This window comes from Salibaculum halophilum, from assembly GCF_002094885.1.
In the GTDB taxonomy this organism is placed as follows: Bacteria; Pseudomonadota; Alphaproteobacteria; order Rhodobacterales; family Rhodobacteraceae; genus Salibaculum; species Salibaculum halophilum.
Genome location: NZ_MSIT01000032.1, coordinates 1 through 22065, shown reverse-complemented (window position 1 = coordinate 22065; position 22065 = coordinate 1). Strand labels below are relative to the sequence as shown.

General features: G+C 67.0%; 21 protein-coding genes. 8 read left to right on the top strand and 13 right to left on the bottom strand.

Annotation, left to right across the window (positions count from 1 at the left end):
- The first annotated feature begins 224 nt into the window (after positions 1 to 224).
- The 7 genes from BU124_RS13290 (at position 225) to BU124_RS13260 (ending at position 5891) form a co-directional block, all read left to right on the top strand.
- Complete coding sequence (locus BU124_RS13290) at positions 225 to 440, top strand: hypothetical protein (protein ID WP_084864061.1); 216 nt, start codon at positions 225 to 227, stop codon at positions 438 to 440.
- Between the two features lie 2 nt (positions 441 to 442).
- Positions 443 to 1315 (top strand): 5-bromo-4-chloroindolyl phosphate hydrolysis family protein, encoded by an 873-nt coding sequence (locus BU124_RS13285; RefSeq protein WP_084864060.1) that lies wholly within the window; start codon positions 443 to 445, stop codon positions 1313 to 1315.
- A 27-nt stretch (positions 1316 to 1342) separates the two neighbouring features.
- Positions 1343 to 2545 carry a toxic anion resistance protein gene (locus BU124_RS13280; protein WP_084864059.1) on the top strand — a complete coding sequence of 401 codons (1203 nt, stop codon included), beginning with the start codon at positions 1343 to 1345 and terminating at the stop codon, positions 2543 to 2545.
- Between the two features lie 4 nt (positions 2546 to 2549).
- Positions 2550 to 3506, top strand: a complete 957-nt coding sequence (locus BU124_RS13275; RefSeq protein WP_245831700.1) for a DUF2927 domain-containing protein — start codon at positions 2550 to 2552, stop codon at positions 3504 to 3506.
- 245 nt (positions 3507 to 3751) lie between these two features.
- On the top strand, positions 3752 to 4666 hold the full coding sequence (locus BU124_RS13270) for a carbohydrate kinase family protein (protein ID WP_084864058.1): 915 nt from the start codon (positions 3752 to 3754) through the stop codon (positions 4664 to 4666).
- Entirely contained in the window at positions 4663 to 5106 is a 444-nt protein-coding gene (gene dtd, locus BU124_RS13265; RefSeq protein WP_084864057.1) for a D-aminoacyl-tRNA deacylase, read from the top strand. The genes BU124_RS13270 and dtd overlap by 4 nt, the downstream gene beginning before the upstream one ends.
- A 50-nt stretch (positions 5107 to 5156) precedes the next feature.
- A complete protein-coding gene (locus BU124_RS13260; protein WP_084864056.1) occupies positions 5157 to 5891 on the top strand; it encodes an alpha/beta fold hydrolase in 735 nt (244 codons plus the stop codon).
- On the opposite strand, the gene BU124_RS13255 is transcribed toward BU124_RS13260, so the two are convergent.
- From BU124_RS13255 to BU124_RS15145, 5 genes are all read right to left on the bottom strand, one after another.
- Positions 5888 to 6067, bottom strand: a complete 180-nt coding sequence (locus tag BU124_RS13255; RefSeq protein ID WP_084864055.1) for a hypothetical protein — start codon at positions 6065 to 6067, stop codon at positions 5888 to 5890. The genes BU124_RS13260 and BU124_RS13255 overlap by 4 nt on opposite strands.
- Positions 6064 to 6249 (bottom strand): CTP synthetase, encoded by a 186-nt coding sequence (locus tag BU124_RS13250; protein WP_084864054.1) that lies wholly within the window; start codon positions 6247 to 6249, stop codon positions 6064 to 6066. The genes BU124_RS13255 and BU124_RS13250 overlap by 4 nt, the downstream gene beginning before the upstream one ends.
- Before the next feature lie 172 nt (positions 6250 to 6421).
- Positions 6422 to 7945 (bottom strand): hypothetical protein, encoded by a 1524-nt coding sequence (locus BU124_RS14650; protein WP_143530002.1) that lies wholly within the window; start codon positions 7943 to 7945, stop codon positions 6422 to 6424.
- A 2-nt stretch (positions 7946 to 7947) separates the two neighbouring features.
- Complete coding sequence (gene lepA / locus BU124_RS13245; protein WP_084864053.1) at positions 7948 to 9747, bottom strand: translation elongation factor 4; 1800 nt, start codon at positions 9745 to 9747, stop codon at positions 7948 to 7950.
- 952 nt (positions 9748 to 10699) lie between these two features.
- Complete coding sequence (locus BU124_RS15145) at positions 10700 to 10822, bottom strand: hypothetical protein (protein WP_281250906.1); 123 nt, start codon at positions 10820 to 10822, stop codon at positions 10700 to 10702.
- 177 nt (positions 10823 to 10999) lie between these two features.
- Between BU124_RS15145 and BU124_RS13240 the strand changes: the two genes are divergently transcribed.
- Positions 11000 to 12790 carry a glycosyl transferase family 90 gene (locus BU124_RS13240; protein WP_084864052.1) on the top strand — a complete coding sequence of 597 codons (1791 nt, stop codon included), beginning with the start codon at positions 11000 to 11002 and terminating at the stop codon, positions 12788 to 12790.
- Here the strand turns inward: BU124_RS13240 and BU124_RS13235 are convergent.
- The 8 genes from BU124_RS13235 to BU124_RS13205 all read right to left on the bottom strand — a co-directional run.
- Positions 12762 to 14132, bottom strand: coding sequence for an aspartate aminotransferase family protein (locus tag BU124_RS13235; RefSeq protein ID WP_084864051.1), 1371 nt, complete (start codon positions 14130 to 14132; stop codon positions 12762 to 12764). The genes BU124_RS13240 and BU124_RS13235 overlap by 29 nt on opposite strands.
- A 66-nt stretch (positions 14133 to 14198) precedes the next feature.
- Positions 14199 to 15674 carry an NAD-dependent succinate-semialdehyde dehydrogenase gene (locus tag BU124_RS13230; protein WP_084864050.1) on the bottom strand — a complete coding sequence of 492 codons (1476 nt, stop codon included), beginning with the start codon at positions 15672 to 15674 and terminating at the stop codon, positions 14199 to 14201.
- A 131-nt stretch (positions 15675 to 15805) separates the two neighbouring features.
- Positions 15806 to 16279 carry an Lrp/AsnC family transcriptional regulator gene (locus BU124_RS13225; protein ID WP_281250905.1) on the bottom strand — a complete coding sequence of 158 codons (474 nt, stop codon included), beginning with the start codon at positions 16277 to 16279 and terminating at the stop codon, positions 15806 to 15808.
- A 215-nt stretch (positions 16280 to 16494) separates the two neighbouring features.
- Positions 16495 to 16875, bottom strand: coding sequence for an autotransporter domain-containing protein (locus tag BU124_RS14645; RefSeq protein WP_179141930.1), 381 nt, complete (start codon positions 16873 to 16875; stop codon positions 16495 to 16497).
- A gap of 720 nt (positions 16876 to 17595) precedes the next feature.
- On the bottom strand, positions 17596 to 18624 hold the full coding sequence (locus BU124_RS13220) for an NAD-dependent epimerase/dehydratase family protein (RefSeq protein WP_084864049.1): 1029 nt from the start codon (positions 18622 to 18624) through the stop codon (positions 17596 to 17598).
- Positions 18625 to 19237: 613 nt separating this feature from the next.
- Complete coding sequence (locus tag BU124_RS13215; protein WP_084864048.1) at positions 19238 to 20368, bottom strand: NAD(P)/FAD-dependent oxidoreductase; 1131 nt, start codon at positions 20366 to 20368, stop codon at positions 19238 to 19240.
- Positions 20369 to 20416: 48 nt separating this feature from the next.
- Positions 20417 to 21661 carry a DUF6522 family protein gene (locus tag BU124_RS13210; RefSeq protein WP_084864047.1) on the bottom strand — a complete coding sequence of 415 codons (1245 nt, stop codon included), beginning with the start codon at positions 21659 to 21661 and terminating at the stop codon, positions 20417 to 20419.
- The coding region (locus BU124_RS13205; RefSeq protein WP_143530000.1) for a DUF971 domain-containing protein at positions 21654 to 22065 on the bottom strand (412 nt) is incomplete at its 5' end. The genes BU124_RS13205 and BU124_RS13210, both read right to left, overlap by 8 nt.

Genomic DNA, 22065 nt, shown 5'->3' with positions numbered 1-22065 from the left:
CGCGTGGTGCGCGACCAGCTGGGGCTGGACGCGGAAACCACGCGCGGGCGCAACCGCAAGCGCCCGGCGCGGCGGGCCGGGGCGGGCAAACCCCGACCGGATTGACCCTTGCCGGGCCCGGCGGGCTGTGCATCCTTGCCGTCGGGGCGGCCTTCGGCGGATCGGCCCCCTCGTAACGGGGCGGCCCTTCGCCTATCTTTCCAGGGAAAGACGCGTGGAGCACGATGGCACGACTCATCCTCATCCTTGCCGGGGTTGCGGCGCTGGTACTGGTCGCCGCCATCATCGCGCGACTGTCGGCGCCGCTGGACCCGGGAGCCCCGCGGCCCGGGTCCAGCGGCGGGGGCCGCCAGGTGCCTGACAGCGTCAAGACCATGGCCTATGCGCTGCTGATCGTCCTGATGTTCGGGGTGGTGACCGGCTGGCTCGGAGGGCTTTGACGATGGCTCGGCGTTATGGCGGTCAGCACAGCCCCGGCGGCGATCCGGGCGCACCGCGCGACCCCGTGCTGCACGAGGATCGCCGGGTCGACGCGGCGGGGGCGCGGGCCAATCTGCTGTTCGGTCCGGGGGTCGTTCTTGCCTTCACCTCGCTCAACGAGGGCGCGACGGGGCTGGTCCTCGGCCTCGCCGGCGCGACGGTTCTGACGCTCGCGGCCTGGCTGACGCGCGAGGGACTACGCGCCCACGCGGCCTATGACGCGCGCCGGGTGGCGCGCCGCCCCGCCCTGCCGCGCAAGATGCCGGGCGCGGCGCTCACCGGGCTGGGGATCGGCATCGCCGCCCATGCCAATGGCGACGGGCTGCTGGCCTGCGCGCTCTTTGCGCTGGCCGCGGCCGGGCTGCACGTCGCCGCCTTCGGCCCCGACCCTCTGCGGGACAAGCGCGCCGCGGGCGTGGATACCTTCCAGCAGGACCGCGTGGCCCGCGTGGTGGACGAGGCCGAGGCCTATCTGGACGCCATGCGCGACCATGTCGCCAAGCTGAAGGACCGCCGCCTCGAGGGCCGCGTCATGCAGTTCCAGGCCACCGCGCGGCGCATGATCCGCACCGTCGAGCAGGACCCCCGCGACCTGGCCGGCGCGCGCAAGTTCCTCGGCGTCTACCTGATGGGCGCGCGTGACGCGACAGCCAGGTTCGCCGCGCACTACGCCCGCACCGGCGACGCCACGGCGCGCGCGGATTTCGAGGCCCTGCTGGGCGACCTGGAGGAGAATTTCGCCGCCCGGACCGAGAAAATGCTGCTGGATGACCGCAGCGACATGGAGGTCGAGATCAAGGTGCTGCGCGACCGTTTGCAGCGTGAAGGGCTATGACGCCCGTTTCCATTGGAGCGAATTGAAATGTCCGACAGAACAGCCGATACAAAGCAGAAGGCACAGGCGGCGGAGGCGGAGGTCGCGCAGGTCTCGGCAACCGTCCTGCCCGAGCCGGGTGCCGATGTCGTGACCGCCGACACGGCCGACCCCGCCACCGCCGCCGAGATCAACAAACGCATGGCCGAGCTGGACCTGACCGACACCAACTCGATCATCTCGTTCGGATCGGCGGGCCAGGCCGAGTTGCAGCAGATAAGCCAATCCATGCTGCAGGGCGTGCGCAACAAGGACGTGGGCCCGGCCGGCGACAGCCTGCGCGAGATTGTCACCACCATCCGCGGTTTCAACGTCAGCGAACTGGACGTGCGCCGCGACCGCTCGTGGTGGGAAAAGCTGCTTGGCCGCGCGGCGCCGGCGGCCAGGTTCGCCGCCCGGTTCGAGGAAGTGCAGGGCCAGATCGACCGGGTGACCGACGATCTGCTGAAGCATGAACACGTCCTCCTCAAGGATATCGAGAGCCTCGACAGGCTGTACGAAAAGACGCTGGCCTTCTACGACGAGTTGGCGCTCTACATCGCCGCCGGTGAGGCCAAGCTGAAAGAGCTGGACGAGACCACCATCCCCGCCAAGCAGGCGGCGGTCGAGGCCGCGTCGGAGGAAGCCGGCGTGATGACGGCGCAGGAACTGCGCGACCTGCGCGCCGCGCGCGACGATCTGGAACGCCGGGTGCACGACCTCAAGCTCACACGCCAGGTGACGATGCAGTCTCTGCCTTCGATCCGGCTGGTGCAGGAGAACGACAAGTCGCTGGTCACCAAGATCAACTCGACGCTGATCAACACCGTGCCGCTGTGGGAAACCCAGCTGGCGCAGGCGGTGACGATCCAGCGGTCCTCCGAGGCCGCCGCGGCGGTGCACGAGGCCAGCGACCTGACCAACGACCTGCTGACCGCCAACGCGGAAAACCTGCGCAGCGCCAACCGGACCGTCCGCGAGGACATGGAACGCGGCATCTTCGACATCGAGGCGGTCAAGCAGGCCAACGCCGACCTGATCGGCACCATCGAGGAAAGCCTGCATATCGCCGACGAGGGCAAGCGCCGCCGCGCCGCGGCCGAATCCGAGCTGCAGACCATGGAGGCCGAGCTGAAATCCACCCTTGCCGCCGCCAGGGCCGGGCGCCCCCCCGAGGACGCGACGGCCCGCTCGGCCGCGGCCGGGGCCTGATCGCATGGCCGGGCGCGGGATGGGCAAGGCGCTGGCCGCGGGCGTTCTGGGCCTGCTGCTTGCCGGGTGTGACGACCTGAGCGGGATGAACGGCGCGCCCCGCCCAGATCCCGCCGAAAGCGAACAAGGCCGGTCACCCGAGGCCGAGACCCTGTCGCCCGAGAGCCGGGCCCTGCGCCGGCACTACCAACGCGTCCAGAACGACCTTTTGGCGCAGGGGCTGTTGCGCACCGACGGCGGCGGGCCGGGGGCGCGGTTCACCGATACCATGCTGGCGCGCAACTTCGTGCGCATCGCGCTCTTCAACGAATACCTCGACACCGGCGGCAGGCTGCGCGCCCAGGACAACGTCAGCCGCCTGCGCCGCTGGGAAACCCCCGTGCGCATGGCTGTCGAATTCGGCGACACCATCCCTCAGGCCCAGCGCCGCGCCGACCGGGCCGCCGTCAGCGACTATGTCGCGCGGCTGGCGCGCGTCTCGGGGCTTGAGATGTCCGTCACCCGGCAGGACCCGAATTTCCATGTCCTGTTCCTCAACGAGGACGACCGAGCCGGCCTGCGCGCCCGCCTGCGCCGGTTGTTCCCGGGCATAACCGAGACCACCCTGCGCGCCGTCACCGACATGCCGCGCGAGACCTTCTGCCTCGTGCTCGCCAGTTCGGCGCGCGGCGGGCCGGGCTATGACCGGGCGGTGGCCCTGATCCGGGGCGAGCACCCCGACCTGATGCGCCTGGCCTGCATCCACGAGGAGATCGCGCAAGGGCTGGGCCTGGCCAACGACAGCCCGCAGGCGCGCCCCTCGATCTTCAACGACGACGAGGAATTCGGCCTGCTGACCCGTCATGACGAGCTTTTGCTGCGGATCCTGTATGACGACCGGCTGAGGGCCGGCATGACCGCCGCCGAGGCCGCCCCCATCGCCCGCGATATTGCCCGCGAGATCATGGGCGGGCAGAGTTGATGCAGCAACTTCTGTCTCCCGACACATTCGAATTCTTGGCCCGCTTTTTCCTTGCCGGCTGGGTGTTCCTGTATGCGCTGCCGTGATCGGGCCCTTGGGCACCATGCCTTGCAAACCGTGGCCGTCGATTTTGCCGTTGACCCAGGTCAGGGGCGATTGCGAGGGCAGTTTGCGCTTGACCGGGCTTTGTCCCGTCCTGTTTACGAGGGACCACATTATGTTGGGGCCTACATGCTGGTGAACACATGATCCTTTGTTGCGGCGAAGCCTTGATCGACATGCTGCCCCGGCAGTCCACGCAGGGCGAAGCGGCCTTCGCCCCCCATGCCGGCGGCGCGGTCTTCAACACAGCGGTGGCGCTGGGGCGGCTGGACGCGGGGGTGCAGTTCCTCTGCGGGATGTCGTCGGATTTCCTGGGCGACCTGCTGCGCGACCGCCTGGCGCAGAGCGGCGTCGACGCCAGCCCGTCGCCCCGGCTGGACGCGCCCTGCACCCTCGCCTTCGTGAGGCTGGTGGACGGCCAGGCGAGCTACGCCTTCTACGACGAGCATTCGGCGCTGCGGTCGCTGCGGCCCGAACACCTGCCCGACATCACGGCAAACGCCCTGTTTTTCGGCGGGATTTCCCTGGTCGGTGCGGGCTGCGGCCAGGTCTACGAGGACCTGATGCTGGCACAGGCCGACACCCGCGTGGCCATGCTCGACCCGAACATCCGCCCCGGCTTCGTGCGGGATGCCGCGGCCTATCGCGACCGGATCGAGCGAATGATGGCGGCGGCCGACATCATAAAGCTGTCGGACGAGGACCTTGCCTGGCTGCGCGGTGACAGCGCCACGCGCGACCTGGCCAGCGGGCTGTTGAGCGCGCGGACCCGGCTTGTCTGCATCACCGAGGGCGCCAAGGGGGTCACCGGCTACACCGCCGAGAACGAGGTCTTCGTACCGGCCCCCGCCGCGCAGGTCGTCGATACGGTCGGGGCCGGCGACACCTTCAACGCGGGCCTTCTGGCCGGGCTGGACGCGGCCGGGGCGCTGACGAAACCGGCGCTGGCCGCGCTCGACGCGGAGACACTGCGCGCCGCGCTGGACCTGGGCGCGCGGGCGGCGGCCGTCACTGTTGCGCGCGCCGGGGCCAATCCGCCGACGCGGGCGGAGCTATGAGGGCGCTGGTCCAGCGCGTCTCCGAGGCCGCGGTCCGGGTCGACGGCGCGGTCATCGGCCAATGCGGACCGGGCCTTTTGGTGCTGGTCTGCGCCATGCAGGGCGACACCGACGCCCAGCCCGACAAACTGGCCACGCGGATCGCCAAGCTGCGGATTTTCAAGGACGAATCCGGGCGCATGAACCGATCGATCCGCGATCATGGCGGCTCGGCGCTTGTCGTCAGCCAGTTCACCCTGGCCGCCGACACCAGCCGCGGCAACCGCCCCGGCTTTTCCCGCGCCGCCGACCCGGCGGAGGGCGCGCGGCTCTACACCGCCTTCGCCCGCGCGCTGGCGGCGCAGGGGGTCCCGGTGGAAACCGGGGAGTTTGGCGCCGACATGGCGGTGTCGCTGGTCAACGACGGGCCGGTCACGCTCTGGCTGGATACCGATGCCTAGGCGGCGGGGCCGCGCTTTCCATTCCGCGCGCGTGGGGCTAAGGTATTGAAATGTTGAACGTGACCGAACACGGCCAACCGGGCCGGCCGACCCTGCTGATCGCGCACGGCCTGTTCGGCTCGGGGCGCAACTGGGGCGCGATCGGCAAGCGCCTGTCGGATGCCTTTCACGTGCTGGCCCCCGACATGCGCAACCACGGCGACAGCCCCTGGTTCGACACGCAGTCCTATCCCGAGATGGCCGACGACCTGGCCGAACTGCTGGACGGTCCGGCGGACGTGGTAGGCCATTCCATGGGCGGCAAGGCGGCGATGATGCTGGCGCTGACCCGGCCCGAACTGGTCAGGCGCCTTGTCGTGGCCGATATCGCGCCCGTCGCCTATACCCATTCGCAGGCGCACAACATCGCCGTCATGCGCGCGGTCGACCTTTCGGGGATCACCCGCCGGGCGCAGGCGGCGGCGCAGCTGGACGTGGATGCGGCGGTCAAACCGTTCCTGCTGCAATCGCTGGATGCCGGCCAGGGGCGCTGGAAACTCAACCTCGACGTGCTGGAACGCGAGATGGACAGGATCATCGGCTGGCCCGAGGTTGACGGCCGCTTCGACGGCCCCGCCCTGTTCCTGTCGGGCGGCGCCTCGGACTACGTGCAGCCCGGGCATCGCGCCACGATCCGGGCGCTGTTCCCGGGCGCGCGCTTTGCCCGCATTCCGGGGGCGGGCCACTGGCTGCACGCCGAGAAACCGCAGGAGGTCGAGAAGACCCTGAGGGTTTTCCTCGCCTAGCCGCCCAGGCCCCGCGCCACCCGCGCCGAGACGGGCAGCGCCACGACAGCCCCGAGCGCGGCCACCGCCAGCAGCGGCCACAGCCCCGTCACCCCGGCCACCAGCGCGATGACCACGCCGGTGCCCGCGAGGGTCGAGGCGATGACGCCGAAAAGGGCCCGGGCCAGATGCGTCATCCCCGGTTCAGGATGGCTTTGGCGACCATGACCGAGACCGGCACGGCGACGGTAAAGCCCAGCGCGGCGGCGATGATGATCGGCCGGGCGGTATCGAGGCCCATGACCAGACCGGCGATGATGAAGGTCCCGGCCAGCGAGGTGCCGATGACAAAGAACAGAATGGCGGCAAGACGGCCCATGTGAGACTCCCTTGAGTGGTCGCATGGGATGTCTGGCATGTGTCGGGGCGGGCGGCGTTGATATGGGTCAAAGGGGGCTGTCCCGCGGCGCAATCCATCGCGGTCCAGGGCCAAGGCAGGTTGAGCGTTAGGCAATTAGATCGTTACCTAAGCATCTTCCTTCACGCGAAAATTAGAGGCCCATCGCCTTAGTATAATCGAGTGCTTTGTTAAGTACATATTGCTTAATATGGGCCTCAGCCAATGTATTTTGATTTTTGTGCTTTTGAGGTGGAATTGGATGACCTGAGCTTCGCCAGGTTGGCTCGAGACAAATAAAATCGTTCGGTGATAGCTTGACCAAAATGTCCGGTTGCAAACCAGTGTTAGCTAGATCCTTTTTTTCAATTGAAATTTCAGAGCTCGGCGAGTCCTCCTGAAGTGTAAACCTGATCAATTCCCCAAGAGCTTTGTTCAAAGGTTTGTCTGTATCAGCCGCTTGCCGCTGTATCCTACGATATTCATCTTCAGTGCTCTTCGAAATCTTTCCTCCCTCCGCAAATGGCTGCGCTTTAACGGAAAGCTCAGCCAAAATCTCTTTGTAAACACGGGTCTTTTTTAGTGCAGTCGCGCTTTGCGTCTTGGAGGCGGTCCTCTTTTCAAGCCTAGTCTTCAAGTCATCGTTGGCGAAACACCGTATCGCTGCAACGGAAACATTGGGAGGCATAGAAAACAAGCGAACGTCCAAGGTGCGAAATATGTGCGCCAAGGTACCAAGGCGTTGCTTCCAGTCTTTGACATATTGTGCATTATTATTCGGATCTGTAATAAATTCCCGTAGAAGGTCGACGTCTATTCGGCTCCTCGTTCCTTGAGTTAACGCACGTACTGTTGAGTTGATAGTATCACGAGTATCTCCAGGCAGTACGATCCAGAGCTTGGGATGCACTCGCTCTTTAAGGATGGTCCAAGTTGCACCCTGCACCTGACGTGATTTTCGAACGAGTTTGCCGTAGTAATCCGAAATAGTCTCACAATCTGTTAATAAATCAGTAGCGATTTCGTCTGTTATACCAAAAACTTCTAGTCCATCCCCAGTTAGATTACGAGCAGTGTTGTCGGCTACAGACTTGTATTTATTTCGGCTTAATCCATTAAATCTATAAAGGCCCCTGCTTTGTGGATCTACAATTGAGTCTCGCCCGACTGCCCAAGCTGTTTCCGTAATTTTTTCAGCAGCGGGCTCGTCTGTGACGGTCCATAGAACGAGGACTGTTCCTTTGGATGTGCGGAAAAAATCCAATAGCTTTACGAAACAATCGCGCACACTGTCCAAATCGTGAGAATCAGGATTGTCTCGTCTTTCAATGAGAATAATTCTCTTTCTGTCACGCGATGAGACATATTTTTTCGAAATAAACTCCTTCAAGGTGTCGAGAGGCTGATCCGATGGGAAGGACTCAACTTCAATGCCGTCAAAAAATCGGGGAAGTGTATTTACGAATGTGGTTTTCCCGGATCCAGAAAAGCCTAGAAATACCTCGAATATTCCTCCACCTGATGCCTGGACAAGATTTAAAAGTTCGTCAACACGCTCAGCAGCATCATCAACTCGCTCGACAAATTCTTTTGGATCAATACCCGTTCCTTCTGCCCGGCTAATAAGCTTTTCCCAGCGGTTTGGCAGATCGAGTACGGGAACGTCGCGCTTACTCATTATCAACCATCCATCTTCAACGCGTTAATAAACGCCTCCTGCGGGATGTCCACTTTCCCGAACTGGCGCATTTTCTTTTTACCAGCCTTCTGCTTGTCCAGCAACTTGCGCTTGCGCGAGGCGTCGCCGCCGTAGCATTTCGCCGTCACGTCCTTGCGCATCGCTGACAGCGTCTCGCGGGCGATTACCTTGCCGCCGATGGCCGCCTGGATCGGGATCTTGAACATGTGGCGCGGGATCAGGTCCTTGAGTTTCTCGCACATGGCCCGGCCGCGCATCTCGGCGCGGTCGCGGTGGACCATCATCGACAGGGCGTCCACGGGCTCGTCATTCACCAGGATCTGCATCTTGGCGAGGTTGTCCTCGCGATACCCCGTCAGCTGGTAGTCGAAGCTGGCATAGCCGCGGGTGACGGATTTCAGCCGGTCGTAGAAGTCGAAGACCACCTCGTTGAGGGGCAGGTCATAGACCACCATGGCGCGGGAGCCGGCATAGCTGAGGTCGTGCTGTATCCCGCGCCGGTCCTGGCAGAGCTTGAGCACCTCGCCCAGGAATTCGTCGGGCACCAGGATCGTGGCCTTGATGCGCGGTTCCTCGACATGGGCGACCAGCGAGGGGTCGGGCATGTCGGCGGGGTTGTGCAGCTCCTCGAAGGTGCCGTCCTTGTGGTAGACGTGGTAGACGACCGAGGGCGCGGTGGTGATCAGCTCGATATCGTATTCGCGCTCGATGCGGTCGCGGATGACCTCGAGGTGCAGCAGCCCCAGAAAGCCGCAGCGAAAGCCGAAGCCCAGCGCGGCCGAGCTTTCCATCTCATACGAAAACGAAGCGTCGTTGAGCGCCAGCTTGTCGATGGCCTCGCGCAGGTCCTCGAACTGGGCGGTGTCGACGGGGAACAGCCCGCAGAACACCACCGGCTGGGCGGGCTTGAAGCCGGGCCAGGCGGTGTCGCAGGGCTGCTTGTCGTGGGTGATGGTGTCGCCCACGCGGGTGTCGCGCACCTGCTTGATCGAGGCGGTGAGGAAGCCGATCTCGCCCGGCACGAGTTCGTCCACCGTCTGCATGGCGGGCTTGAAGACGCCGATGCGGTCCACCTGGTGGACGGTGCCGTTCTGCATGAAGCGGATGCGCTCGCCCTTTTTCAGCACCCCGTCGCGGATGCGCACCAGCACGATGACCCCGAGGTAGGGGTCGTACCAGCTGTCGACCAGCATGGCCTTGAGCGGCGCGTCGCGCGTGCCCTCGGGCGGGGGCAGATGGGCGATGATGGCCTCGAGCACGTCGCGGATGCCCTCGCCCGACTTGGCCGAAACGGGGATCGCGCCCGAGGCGTCGATGCCGATGACATCCTCGACCTGTTCGGCGACGCGGTCGATGTCGCTGGCGGGCAGGTCGATCTTGTTGAACACCGGGATCAGCTCGTGATCGGCGTCGATGGCCTGGTAGACGTTGGCCAGGGTCTGCGCCTCGACTCCTTGCGTGCTGTCCACCACCAGCAGCGAGCCCTCGACCGCGCGCATGGACCGGCTGACCTCGTAGGCGAAATCGACGTGGCCGGGCGTGTCGATGAGGTTGAGCACGTAGTGCTGGCCGTCCAGCGCGTCGTACTCGATGCGCACGGTGTTGGCCTTGATGGTGATGCCGCGCTCGCGCTCGAGGTCCATGGCGTCGAGCAACTGTTCCTTCATGTCGCGGTCGGGCACGGTGTTGGTGGCCTGGATCAGCCGGTCGGCCAGGGTGGACTTGCCGTGGTCGATATGCGCGACGATCGAGAAATTGCGGATATGGGTCAGGTCGGTCATGCGCCCCGATATGTCGGGGTTTGCGGGCTTTGGCAATGGGGCATGGTGCGCGGTGGAGGCCCAAGACGCGCGATGGCCAGACCGCGGGATGGCGATCCGGCGGTCGGTCGACGCGCTTTATGTCTGCCCAATCCACAAAAGCGTGGAACGGCGCGCCCAGCCCCCGAAATCGCCAGCCCGGGGAGCGGGTCATGCTGAAAGCATGCCTCCGGCATGACCGATCGCGCGGGGCCTTTGGCGCTGTTCGCGCGAGCAGCAGGGAATGGCGGTTGTCGGCCCCTGAGCGGACGTAGCGTGGAACTGCAGTGCAGGGTGGAGCGGACCTTCACGCTGTGTCAGTCGCGCGGCAGCAGTGCGAGACTATGCCGTTGCCATCACTCATGATATTTTTCCAGGACTTCCCGTAGTGGGTCGATTGCGAAACCAAATCACCATCCCACAGATAGCCACAAAAGAAAGAACAGCGTCTAGAAGGTTAGCAATATTCATGGGCTCAAGGCCGCCATTTATTGCGCCCAAGATGTCGAAAATGCAAAACAAAGAGAATAAAATCGCGACCTACAAATATTCTCGTCTTAGTCCAATGAAAAAAACATATAGAAAACCTATATTTACCAAGAAGGGGATAAATGGTAAATGGCCGACCCGATCCGGCGACATTCCAAAAAGTACCAGAACCATCACGCCCACAAGAACGTTAAGCCAAATCATATATTTTATTGCTTGGAGAGCAAGAGCCAAAAGCTTGTCCTATACCGACACCGACCGACTGTATGTAAGTCGTAATACACATGCAGGCTCGTCACAAGACCTAGACATCAATGTCAAGGTGACCTCTGAAGCTGCGCTCGTCGCAAACTGCACAAAAGGCCGCTGTCGAGTAACGGCCCTGACTATGCAAACCCCGCTCCCGGCGCAAAGCAGCCGCTCACTTCTTGCCCCGCAGGTCGTCTCAGGCGTTGGAATTGAACGGCGGGTCGAGGTAGACCAGATCGACAAAGCCGTCCGGCATGGCGCGCAGCACGTCCAGGTTGTCGCCGTAGAACAGGTGGTTGCCCCTCGAAAGCTCCGCCATGTGCCCGCCCCCTGAACCGATGATCCTCCCCCGGTCTTGGGCCGGGTCGGTTAAATTTTCAGTTTAGGCGGGCCGGGGACCACAGGCAAGGACCCACAAAATCGCCCCGGTCCTGCCCTGACATTTGCGCGCGCGCTGGCTAGGCTGATTGCGAGGCAAACCGGGGGCAGGCCGCCAATGAGCGAGGGCGAGGTTTCGCGCATCTTCCTGATCGGGTTCAACCGCTGTGGCGGCGCGTGGTTCCGCGATGTTTTTCAGGCCGCGGGGCTGCGCTGGCGGCATGACCGCACGGGCGACCTGGCCGCCGATATCGCCTGGCATGCCGCGCAGGGCACGCGGCCGCTGGACCGCTGGCCGCGGCTGGTGGGGGTCTCCGGGCTGCAACGCTGGAACAAGCCGCATCTGCCCAAGATCGAGGCCTTTCGCCACTTCGCCTTTCTTCAGGCGCAGTTTCCCGATGCCCTGTTCATTTACAACGACCGCGACCCGGCGGACTGGATCGCCAGCCGCTTCTTTCACCGCGCGGGGCGCTTTGCCGACTGCGAGGCGCGGCACCGGGGCTGTCATCGGCGCGATCTGCCGCAGGCCTGGCTCAAGGAGCGTGCAGCGCACAAGCTGCGCGTGCTGCGGCATTTCGAGGGCAAGCCGCGCTTTTTGCATTTCGACCTGAGCCACGATGCCGACGACAAATTGCGTGACTGGGCAGCGCCCTGGGTGACGCTGGGCGATCTGCCCACCGACCGCGGCATCGAGAGCGCGGCCGAGAGCGTCGCGCAGATCGACGCCCTGGCCGAGGACCTGCACGCCCGCGCCCGGCGCCCGCGCCGCCGGCCGGGCCGGCCCGACCAAGCCTTCGCCGACGCGGTGGCGGCACATTGTCTGGGCACGGTGGCCGAGGGCGGGGGCAACGGCGCGCTCAGCCCCGCCGCGGCCTTCTGGCACCCGGACGGTACGATCGCGGGCAAGGACGGCCAGCCCCTGCCCCTGCTCCGCTCGGCCGATGGCCCTTACCTCGCGCAGGCGCACGACCAGGCCCGCGACCGGGTGCAGGCGGTGGTGAACGGGCTGCAGGACCTGGGCGCGCGCCCGCCCCTGGCCCTCGACATGCAGGACGCGCGCGAGGCGGGCGCCGGCGGCCGGCCACCCCCGGCGCAGCGCACGCTGGCCTACAACCGCCGGCCCGGCGCGGCGAACCTGGTGCTCTGGCCCCTGCCCGGCTATCACGACCTCGCCCCGGAGGGGCGGCCCGGGGCCTTTCCGGCCGACGACGTGCCCTTCAAGGACAAGCCCGACCTCTGCCTGTGGTATGGCAACCTGACAGGCAAACCCTGGCCGCACCTCGCGCCCGAGCTGGGCGAGCGGCGCATGGCGCATCACTACCTGCGCGCGCTGGCCGAGGGGCCCGAGGCCGAGCGCCGCCACCATATCGGGCAGGCGCTTGGGGCGGTGACACGCTACCGCGTGGTCGCGCGCCTGCACGGACGGCCCGGCTTCGAGATGGGATTCGTCCTACCGCCCAAGCATCAGACCGCCGGTCAGGACCGGATGCTGGCCCATCTTGTCACCGGCCGCGTGCCCGAAACCTGGGTGCAGCGGGGCAAGTACGTGCTGTCGCTGTCGGGCAACGACACCGGCTCGAATTTCCTGTCGGCGGCGGCCTCGAATGCCGTCGTGCTCAAGGAAGAGGACGAGTGGGAGCTGTTCTACACGGCCGCCTTCCGCCCCTGGGAACACTACATCCCGCTCGCCCCTGGCGGCGACGACATCGAGGCGCGGCTGGACTGGGCCCGGTCCAACCCCGCGCACTGCCGCGAGATGGCGGCGGCCTCGCGCGCGCTGGTGGCGAAATTCGCCGCCCCCGAGACGCAGCGCGCCTGGATGGGCGCGGTTCTGGACGCGCTGGGGGCGCGCGGGGCACCCCCGGCGCAGGCCGGCGCGATCAGCCGAGAACCTTCGTTACCGCCCTAGCGGTCTTGTCGGCGATCTCGTCCGCCTCGGCCCGGGTCAGGCAGAGCGGCGGGGCGAAGCCCAGGATATCGCCCTGCGGCATGGCCCGCGCGATCACCCCCTGGTCGAGCAGCGCGCCCACCACCGCCGCGCCGACCTTGTCGGCTGGATCGAAGAAGCGGTGCGCGGCCGGGTCCTGCATCAGTTCCACGGCGCAGAGCATGCCCGCGCCGCGCACCTCGCCGACATGGGCATGTGCGCCAAGCGCCTCGGCCATGACGCGGTTGAGGTAGGCGCCGGTCTCGCCCGCGTTCTCCACCAGGTTCAGATCGTCGATCAGCTTGAGGTTGGCCACGCCGGCGGCCGCCCCGATGGGATGGGCCGAGTAGGTCCAGCCGTGGCCGAGGGGGCCGTTCTCGTCGGTGCCCTGTTCGAGCACCTGCCAGACCCTGTCGCCCACGATGGAGCCCGACAGCGGCGCATAGGCGCTGGTCAGGCCCTTGGCGATGGTGATGATGTCGGGCTCGATCCCGTAATGGGTTGAGCCGAACATGGTCCCCAGCCGCCCGAAGCCTGTTACCACCTCGTCGGCGATCAGCAGGATGTCGTGCTTTTTCAGGACCGGCTGGATCGCCTCCCAGTAGCCGGCCGGCGGGGGCACGATGCCGCCGGTGCCCAGCAGCGGCTCGCCGATGAAGGCGCCGATGGTGTCGGCACCCTCACGCTCGATCAGCGCCTCCAGTTCGGCGGCGCACCAGGCGCTGAAGGCCTCTTCGCTCATGTCCGGGTTGGGGCGGCGCAGGTAATAGGGCGCCTCGGTGTGGATGACCTGGGCCAGCGGCAGGTCGAACTTGTTGTGGAACGCCTCCAGCCCGGTCAAGGAGCCGGTCATCAGCCCCGAGCCGTGGTAGCCGCGCCAGCGGCTGATGATCTTCTTCTTCTCGGGGCGGCCGCGGATGTTGTTGTAGTACCACAGCAGCTTGATGTTGGTCTCGTTCGCGTCCGACCCGCCAAGGCCGAAGTAGACCTTGGACATGCCCGCCGGCGCGCGGTCGAGGATCATCCGGGCCAGGGTGATCGAGGCCTCGGTGCCGTGGCCGACGTAGGCGTGGTAATAGGCCAGTTCGCGGGCCTGGTCGGCGATAGCCTCGGCGATCTCGGGGCGGCCGTAGCCCACGTTGACGCAGTAGAGCCCGGCAAAGGCATCCAGCAGGCGATTGCCCGCGCGATCCTCGATATGGCAGCCCTTGCCGCCGGTGACGACGCGCTGCGGCGCCTCGCCCCGGGCGAACCCGGCCAGGTGGGTGGAGGGATGAAGGAAGCTGTCCCTGTCCCACTGTTCAAGCATGTCGTTCTTCAGCATTTTCGTCCTTTCGCTTGCCGGGGGCGAAGGAAATTCTGGAATTTCCTTGCCGCCCTGTCGCTGTCGTCACGCCCAGTCGCGGCAGACGTATTTCAATTCCATGAACTCTTCCATGCCGCGCCGTGCCCCTTCGCGGCCCAACCCGGATTGCTTGGTCCCGCCGAAAGGGATCGGCGCGCCCGTCACCTTGGTGCGGTTGACCGCGACCATGCCGAACTGCAGCGCCCGGCTGACGCGGTAGATGCGGCGCGGGTCGTGGCTGTGCAGGTAGGCGACCAGCCCGTATTCGGTGTCGTTGGCGCGGGTGACGACCTCTTCCTCGGTATCGAAGGGCGTGATCGCGGCCACGGGGCCGAAAGTTTCCTCGGACATGATGGCCGCGTCGTCAGGCACGTCCGTCAGCACCGTGGGCGCGTAAAACAGCGGCCCGAGGTCGAGCCGCGCGCCGCCGCAGGCCAGGGTCGCACCCTTGTCCAGCGCATCGGCGACCTGGTCTTCCTGCTTTTGCACCGCTGCCTCGTTCATCAGCGGGCCGATGTCGGGGTCGTCCATCCCGCGCCCGACGCTGAGCGCGCGGGTCGCGGCCGTGAATTTCTCGCAGAAGGCGTCGTAGACGGGCCGCTCGACGTAGATGCGGTTCGCGCCCAGGCAGTCCTGCCCCGAGGTGGCAAATTTCGCCTTGATGGCCTCGGCCACGGCCTCGTCCAGGTCGCAGCCCTTGAAGACGATGACCGGGGCGTGGCCGCCAAGCTCCAGCACCAGTTTCTTGACCGTCTCGGCGGACTGCCGGTAGAGCAGCCGGCCCACCTGTGTCGAGCCGGTGAAGGACAGCGCGCGCACGCGGGCGTCCTGCGTCCAGGGTTCGACGATAGCCGGTGCATCGCCGGTGATCACGTTGAAGGCCCCGGCGGGCACCCCGGCCCGTTCGGCCAGTTCGGCCAGCGCCAGCGCGGAAAAGGGCGTCTCGACGCTGGGGTGCGCGACAACGGTGCAGCCCGCCGCCAGCGCCGCCGCGGCCTTGCGCGTCAGCATGGCCGCGGGAAAGTTCCACGGCGTGATCAGCGCGGCCACGCCCACCGGTTCCAGCCAGAGCTCAACCTCGGCATCGGGCAGGTGGCTGGTGACACCCTCGACGTTGGGGCGCTTGGATTCCTCGGCATAGTATTCGACGAAGGAGGCGGCATAGTCGATCTCGCCGCGGGCCTCGGACAGCGGCTTGCCCTGTTCAGCCACCATGATCCGGGCCAAGTCCTCGCGGTGGGCGATCATCAGGTCGAACCAGCGGCGCAGGATCACGGCGCGGTCCTGCGGCAGGGTCATTGACCATCCGGCAAAGGCCGCCTGGGCGGCATCGACCGCGGCGTGTGCCTGCGCCCCCGACAGCGCGGCGACATGGCCGATGACCTGGCCGCTGGCCGGGTCGGTGACCGGGCGGGTCGCGTTGTCTTGGGCGGCGACCCACTTGCCGCCGACATAGGAAAACGACCGCAGCAACCGGGCGTCGGTCAACTGCGGCGAGGCAGCGCGGAAATCGTCGGGCATGGCGCACTCCTTGGCAGACGTGTCGGGTTGGTGACATCCTACACTTTCCGCGCCAGACGATCCGTCCGAGTTCAGCCCCCCGATCCGAAGATTCTCGGGCGCAAGCCGGTCTGCCGCGAGGATTTCGCGGGTCAGTCGGGAATGCGCGCGGGCCGGTCGATCACCGGCTTGGTGACGACATAGCCGAAATAGCGCTCGATGCCGAGATCGCTGTCGAGCATCTCGTCCATCAGCCGCTGGTAGGCATCCACGTCGGCGACCACCAGCCGCAGGATATAGTCCACCCCGCCGCCCAGTGCCCAGCAGGTGCAGACCTCGGGCCGGTCCTCCAGCGCCGCCTCGAAGCGGCGGAAATCCGCGGCGCGGTGGTTGGCCAGCGTGACCTCGACCATGACTTCGGTCATCGGCGCGATGCGGCGCAGGTCCACCTGGGCGCGATAGCCAGTGATCAGCCCGGCCCTTTCGAGCTTTTTCATCCGGTCGTGCGCGGGGGTCGGCGACAGGTTTACCGCCTCGGCCAAGGCGACCTTGGTCATGCGCCCGTGACGCTGCAACTGGCGCAGGATCGCGCGATCATATCCGTCGAGTTTCGGCGAAGGGGACAAGGCACAGTTTCCCGGGTGGCGATGCGCTCCAAACCTGCGCGCCCCGCCGCGATTGTCAACCGGCCACGAACGGCCGACAGCGCGCGACGGCCGCCGGTTGATCACTTCGGGGGTCGGCGGCGTGATCCGGTCGCCGCAAGCGCAGGACGCGCCACTGTTACGTGGACCATCTGGGCTGCACGACCAGGTGGCTGGCCTCCCGTTAACCTGCTCGGCTACGGGCCGCGAGGGTTTATGATCTGAGCAAACGGCGGCAGGGCACGCTGCTGCAAGTGTCGCGCGCGACGCCGGATTGCCGGCCCAATCGTGACAGCGACGGGTCCGGATTGCTCTGCCAAAGGCAGGTCGACACCGGTTTCCAACCGAAGACTGTCGCCGGAGCGCCCAAAACCGATCACGTCGACCACATCTCCACCGGAGGCAAAACGCATCGTTAATCTCGGATCGTCACCGACGTCATGTTGCGAGGCAGCCATCCCGCCAAGCTCGATCTGCCGGGCGCCGACGTCCAATTGTGTCCGGGCTCTCGGGACGATTGTCTTCATCAGGTTGTCGGAGCGGCCGGACGCGACATTAAAGGCAGCATCGCCGCCGATTTCGGAAAAATGTACAGGCGTTTACCTCAACACAGGCCAACCCGGCAAATCGTTCAACGCCGTGAGGCCCCCGAAAATACAACAGGCCCGGCCGAGTGTTTTCCGTATGCGCCAAACGACACGGTGCCGACCTCCGATGTGGACTCCCGCCCCGGGACCCAGAAATCGGAATTACCGGAGGCGCCGAGCAGACCGCGCCGTATTTTCGGCGCGACAGAAAATTCGGAGCCGGCCGCCACTGCCTGCATCCACGTCCGAGCGGCGGCGACGCCGGACCCCCTCTTCAAAGTCCTGCCACGACCCGACACGTCAACCCGTAATGATCCGCCTGCCGGGCCACGGCTTTCGAGCTGGCCCCGGAAACTGGCGACCGCCCCGTCATCCTGCCGCGTCAGGCGACTCAAGGCCGACATGCGAAGTCGGTCAGTGGTTTGCAAAAGGCTCGTCCGCAAGGACGCATGGATTTCGCCCGAGCGTTGATCCCGCGCGTCCTGTGCGTCGATCGTCGGACGTGCGGCGACCGATATCCTCGACCCGTCGGCGCCTACCGACGACACACCATCTCCGGCGGCACACTTACTTGATGTCGTACCGGTCGAACCTGCATAGCCCGAGTTCGTCTCGTCCCCCGGGCAAGAGGCGAAGGGGATCGGCAGGGTCAGGAACAACGAAGCATGGGCGCGGGGGTCGGACGGCCCCGCGGCCCGCGCTCACTCCCGCTCAGAGCCCGGCCTTTTCCACGAGGAAGCGCGCCGAGCGGCGCACGCTTTCCGCCGCCGGGGTGAAGGCAATCCCCATCTCATCGCGCGCCCGTGCCGCCGACACGTCCCGCCGCTTGCCAAGCGAAGGCAGCACTGTGCGGATCGCCGGGTCGAAGACCGCCAGCGCCCGCACCACCAGGTCCGGCGCCTCGCGGGTGACCACCTTGCGGCCCGGGTACTCGGCCTTGATGGCCTCGGCAATGTCGCGGAACCAGAGGAATTCCTCCGCCGCGATGTAGCGCTTGCCCGCCGTCTCGGGCCAATCCACCGCGCGCAGATGCATCTCGGCCACGTCGGTCACATTGACGATCGGGAAGCCGATCCGGGGCAGCATCGGGTCCTGCGCCTTCAGGATTCGTTCGACGACCTGGACGGAAGTGCCGTAGTTGAGATCGAGCGGCGCGCCGAGGACGAGCACCGGGTTGATGACCGTGAGCGCGATGCCGGGCGCGTCATCGTTCACGAAATCCCAGGCGGCCTGCTCGGCCAGCGTCTTGGATTTCTCGTAGGCCGTGACGCCCGGATGGGCGGTGTCGGTCCAGTCGGCCTCGTCATAGGCCGGCTTGCCGGAGGCAAGTTCGGTGTTCATCACCGCCACGGCCGAGGAGGTCAGCACCACCCGGTCGATGCCGGCCGCCTGCGCGCCGCGAAGCGCCCGGCGCGCGCCGTCCACCGCAGGTCGGATAAGCGCCGCCTCCTCTTTCGGCTGGGTCATCGGGAAGGGCGAGGCGGTGTGGACCAGCACGTCGGCCCCGGAAAGAGCCTCGGCCCAACCGGCATCCTGCGTGAGGTCCAGCGCCACCAGCCGCAGCCGATTCTCGACCACCTGCGGGTCGGTCAGATGTGGGCGCAGCGCGCCCTTCAGCTCTCCGGCGCGGTCGAGCGAGCGCGTCGAGCCGACGACCGTATGGCCGGCCTCAAGGAGCTTCAGCGCGACATGCTTGGCGATGAAGCCGGTGATCCCGGTGAGAAAGACGGTGCGGGGCATGGCGGGCCTTCCCGTTCTGATCTCCACGATCAGGGTAGTGCGTGCCGGGCGGTATCAAGCGCCTCGCACACCACGATACGAACTGCCGCGGCGCCGCACGATGGGGCTGGGCGGGCAATGCGCCGGCTCAAGAGACCTGTTACTAACGCCACGCTGGCGGATCTTTCGCGTCTTTTCAAGCGCGCCGTCACCCTGGCCAACAAGATAGCCCGTTTCGAGGGCATCAGGGTGTCATCTGCGAGATTTTGGCTGTTTCCGGGGCGTGCGGCCTCGGATGACCCGACCCGCAGGGCAACGGCGGTTTTCGGCGATCCGGTGTCGGTCTCGCGTGAAGAAGTGGTCACCACCAACCTCGGGTCCGACCGGTGCCATTATGGTGGGTCCGATTGCCGTGCTCATCCATGCGGAGGCGCGGGCCCGTGCTGCGGATCGAGCAACAGCCCCGTGCGGACGGCGAACCGCCAAACAGGGACCCCAAGGGACCAATGCGACGATCGTCTTCGACCTCCGTCGGACAGCATGTCGCATGCCGAAGGGTCTGCGGACCGTCTCAGCGTGTGCGATGGTCCCTCGGCCCCGACCGCGCGGCGGCACCGACGCGCCCGCTGTTTGCTCAGGCGTCGGCGGCCAGCATCCCGGTGACCTGCTCGGCGATGGCCAGCGCGGCGGTCAGGCCGGGGCTTTCGATCCCGAAGAGGTTCACCAGGCCGGGCAACCCGTGGTCGCGCACGCCCTGGATCACGAAGTCGGCCGCCGGGGCGCCGGGGTCGGTCAGTTTCGGGCGCACCCCGGCATAATCGGGAAAAAGGGCGCCGTCCGGCAGGCCGGGCCAGTAGCGCCGGATCGCCTCCTGGAAGGCGGCGGCGCGGTCGGCGGGCACACCGTGGTCAACCTGCGCAACCGTCGTGCCCGGTGGCAGCCATTCGACGTCGGGGCCGAAGCGCACCCGTCCGGCTAGGTCGATGGTGGCATGCACGCCCAGCCCGCCGTCCACGGGCGCGGGGTAGACCAGATGCCGGAAGGGGGCCGGCCCGGTCAGGCCGAAGTAGCAGCCCTTGGCGAGGCGTTGGCGGGGGATCGCGCCGGCGGGCATCGCCTCGACCCGCGCTGCCACGTCCGGCGCCGACAGTCCCGCAGCATTGACCAGGACGCGGGTCGTTACCTCGGCCGGGTCCGCCCCGCCGGTGCGCACCCTATAGCCATCCGCCAGAGGGGACGCGCCGTCCAGCGGCGTCGCGTTGACGACATGGCCGCCCGTCGCCTCGATCTCGGCAATTAGGGCCAGCATGTGCGCATGGCTGTCGAAGATGCCGCTCTCGGGGGACCACAGCGCCCCGACCGACCGCAGCTCGGGTTCCATGCGCGCCACGTCCTGCCGGCACAGCATCCGCACCCCCTCTACGCCGTTGTCGCGCGCGCGCCCGGCCAGGGCCTCGATCTGCTCCAGCTCGCCCTCGTCGGTGGCCACGACCAGCTTGCCGCACTTGCGATGCGGAATGCCAAGGCGCGCCAAGTGGTCATACAACATCTGCCGCCCGCGCAGGCAGAGGCGATGCTTGAGGCTGCCGGTGGGGTAGTAGAGCCCGGCGTGGATGACCTCGCTGTTGCGGGACGATATGCCACTGCCCCACTGCGCCGCGGCCTCGAGCACCAGCGTCGGCCCGAGGCGCTGCCCCAGCGCGGCGGCGCAGGCAAGGCCCACAGCGCCGCCCCCGATCACCGCGGCCTGGAAATCATGGGCCAAAACGCCCCCCTTTCGGTTGCCAGGCCCGTGGCCACGCCGGCGGCGGGCTCAGGCCCCGGCCGCGTCGTCGACCGTGCCACCCAGCCGGGCGAGTTCGCGGGCATGGTAGTCCTGCGCGCTCTCGCCCTCGGCCGGGCCGCGGCCGAGGGCCGCCGCCAGGTCGAAGAAGCCCTTGCCGGGCAGGGCGTCGCGGCCCCGGCCCACGGCGCGGGCGGCGATGAAGGGGCGCCCATGGGCGGCATCGGCGCGCATCGTCGCCTCGAGCGCGGCGGTCACCCTGCGCACCGAGCCCGGTGTCCACAGCCCCAGGGCGCGGGCCAGCGCGCCGTAGGTCACGACCGCCGTGTCGCCCGTCAGCCCGGACAAGTAGGCGCGCACCCGCGTCGACAGGGCGCTTTCCTGCCCGGCGGCCTCTTCGGCGGGCGGGGGCGGCGGGATCTCGCGGGCGCTGCCGTCCTCGGCGATCTCGGCGGCCCAGGCCCGGGTGGGGCTGCGGATCACGATGCGGGTCTTGCCCGCGTCCGCGCCCTCGCCGGTTTCGGTCACGCCGACGACATCGCCGCGCTGCATGCCCGCGCGCAGGGTCTCGGGCGTCAGGCCGAGGCGGGGGCCAAGGTAGTCGGGATCGACGCTGACCTGGCCGTCCTCGCGGGCGATGACACCGGGCGGAACGGGGCGGTTGAACACCGGCGAGGTGCCGGTGTCGGCGGTGTAGAACGGATTGGTGCCCGCCGCGTGATCGGTGACATCGACGATGTCCGCGACCTGCGGCAGCGCGGCGCGCAGCATGCGTTCCACCCCCTCGCGCAGGGTTGCCGCCGAGGCCGCGCAGCCCTGACAGCCGCCGGACATGCGCAGGTAGACGGTGCCGTTCTCGACCCGGTCGGCCGAGATGTGCCCGCCATGCGCCGCGACGGCCGGGTTGACCTGGGCCTGAAGCAAGTCCTCGACCCGCTGGAGGAGCGCGGCGTCGGACTCGCGGTCCTCGGCCGCCTGCCCCAGCGGCGTGTCGGTGAAATCGAGCACCGTGCGGATCGCCGCCGCGATCGCCGCTTTCAGGTCGGCCCAGTCGGCGCCTTCGGACTTCTGCACCCGGATCGTCGCGCCGCTGACCTCGACGTGGGTCACGCCGCTGACGCCGAAGAGCGCCTTGGACAACGGCGCATCCTCTGGCCCGTCGAAGCGGGCGGCGCGGCCCGGCTGCACCTCGGCGTCCAGCACGAAGCTCATCACATGTGCATCGCGGGACGAGGCCTGGGCGCGGATGCGCCGCTGCGTGGCCGCCTCAGACATCCTCCATCTCCGATCCCTGCATCGCGCGCAGCGCCGTGAAGGTGTAGATGCCGGTGTCGTGCCCGTCGCTGAAGGCCAGGCCCAGCGCGTAATTGCCCACGCTCCAGACCCGGGTCAGGGCGATGTCCAGCGGCACGCTGGCCGGATCGAGCAACGGCTTGCCCGACATCTCGTCGCGGCACTTGGCGCAGGCACAGGCCAGCCGCAGGTCTCGGTCGGCCAGGCGCTGTTCGGCCCCGTCGGCCCAGCGCAGCATCAGCCCCGTGGCGTCGTGATCCAGCGCCGCCAGCCTGTTGGCCGGCCCGTCCGGCTGCGGGTCCACCGGCGCAGGCTGGCCGCGCCCCTCGGCCGGGTGCCAGTCGAAGGGCGTGGCGATGCCGGCGGCCGCGCCGCCCCCGCCGCCC

Excerpts from the sequence above, each read along its gene's own strand:
- BU124_RS13275 (WP_245831700.1), top strand. The coding sequence starts at position 2,550 with ATGGCCGGGCGCGGGATGGGCAAGGCGCTGGCCGCGGGCGTTCTGGGC.
- BU124_RS13255 (WP_084864055.1), bottom strand. The coding sequence starts at position 6,067 with ATGACGCATCTGGCCCGGGCCCTTTTCGGCGTCATCGCCTCGACCCTC.
- BU124_RS13270 (WP_084864058.1), top strand. The coding sequence starts at position 3,752 with ATGATCCTTTGTTGCGGCGAAGCCTTGATCGACATGCTGCCCCGGCAG.
- BU124_RS13260 (WP_084864056.1), top strand. The coding sequence starts at position 5,157 with ATGTTGAACGTGACCGAACACGGCCAACCGGGCCGGCCGACCCTGCTG.
- BU124_RS13235 (WP_084864051.1), bottom strand. The coding sequence starts at position 14,132 with ATGCTGAAGAACGACATGCTTGAACAGTGGGACAGGGACAGCTTCCTT.
- BU124_RS14650 (WP_143530002.1), bottom strand. The coding sequence starts at position 7,945 with ATGAGTAAGCGCGACGTTCCCGTACTCGATCTGCCAAACCGCTGGGAA.
- BU124_RS13240 (WP_084864052.1), top strand. The coding sequence starts at position 11,000 with ATGAGCGAGGGCGAGGTTTCGCGCATCTTCCTGATCGGGTTCAACCGC.
- BU124_RS13285 (WP_084864060.1), top strand. The coding sequence starts at position 443 with ATGGCTCGGCGTTATGGCGGTCAGCACAGCCCCGGCGGCGATCCGGGC.
- BU124_RS13250 (WP_084864054.1), bottom strand. The coding sequence starts at position 6,249 with ATGGGCCGTCTTGCCGCCATTCTGTTCTTTGTCATCGGCACCTCGCTG.
- dtd (WP_084864057.1), top strand. The coding sequence starts at position 4,663 with ATGAGGGCGCTGGTCCAGCGCGTCTCCGAGGCCGCGGTCCGGGTCGAC.
- BU124_RS13220 (WP_084864049.1), bottom strand. The coding sequence starts at position 18,624 with ATGCCCCGCACCGTCTTTCTCACCGGGATCACCGGCTTCATCGCCAAG.
- BU124_RS13230 (WP_084864050.1), bottom strand. The coding sequence starts at position 15,674 with ATGCCCGACGATTTCCGCGCTGCCTCGCCGCAGTTGACCGACGCCCGG.
- BU124_RS13210 (WP_084864047.1), bottom strand. The coding sequence starts at position 21,661 with ATGTCTGAGGCGGCCACGCAGCGGCGCATCCGCGCCCAGGCCTCGTCC.
- BU124_RS13280 (WP_084864059.1), top strand. The coding sequence starts at position 1,343 with ATGTCCGACAGAACAGCCGATACAAAGCAGAAGGCACAGGCGGCGGAG.
- BU124_RS13290 (WP_084864061.1), top strand. The coding sequence starts at position 225 with ATGGCACGACTCATCCTCATCCTTGCCGGGGTTGCGGCGCTGGTACTG.
- lepA (WP_084864053.1), bottom strand. The coding sequence starts at position 9,747 with ATGACCGACCTGACCCATATCCGCAATTTCTCGATCGTCGCGCATATC.
- BU124_RS15145 (WP_281250906.1), bottom strand. The coding sequence starts at position 10,822 with ATGGCGGAGCTTTCGAGGGGCAACCACCTGTTCTACGGCGACAACCTG.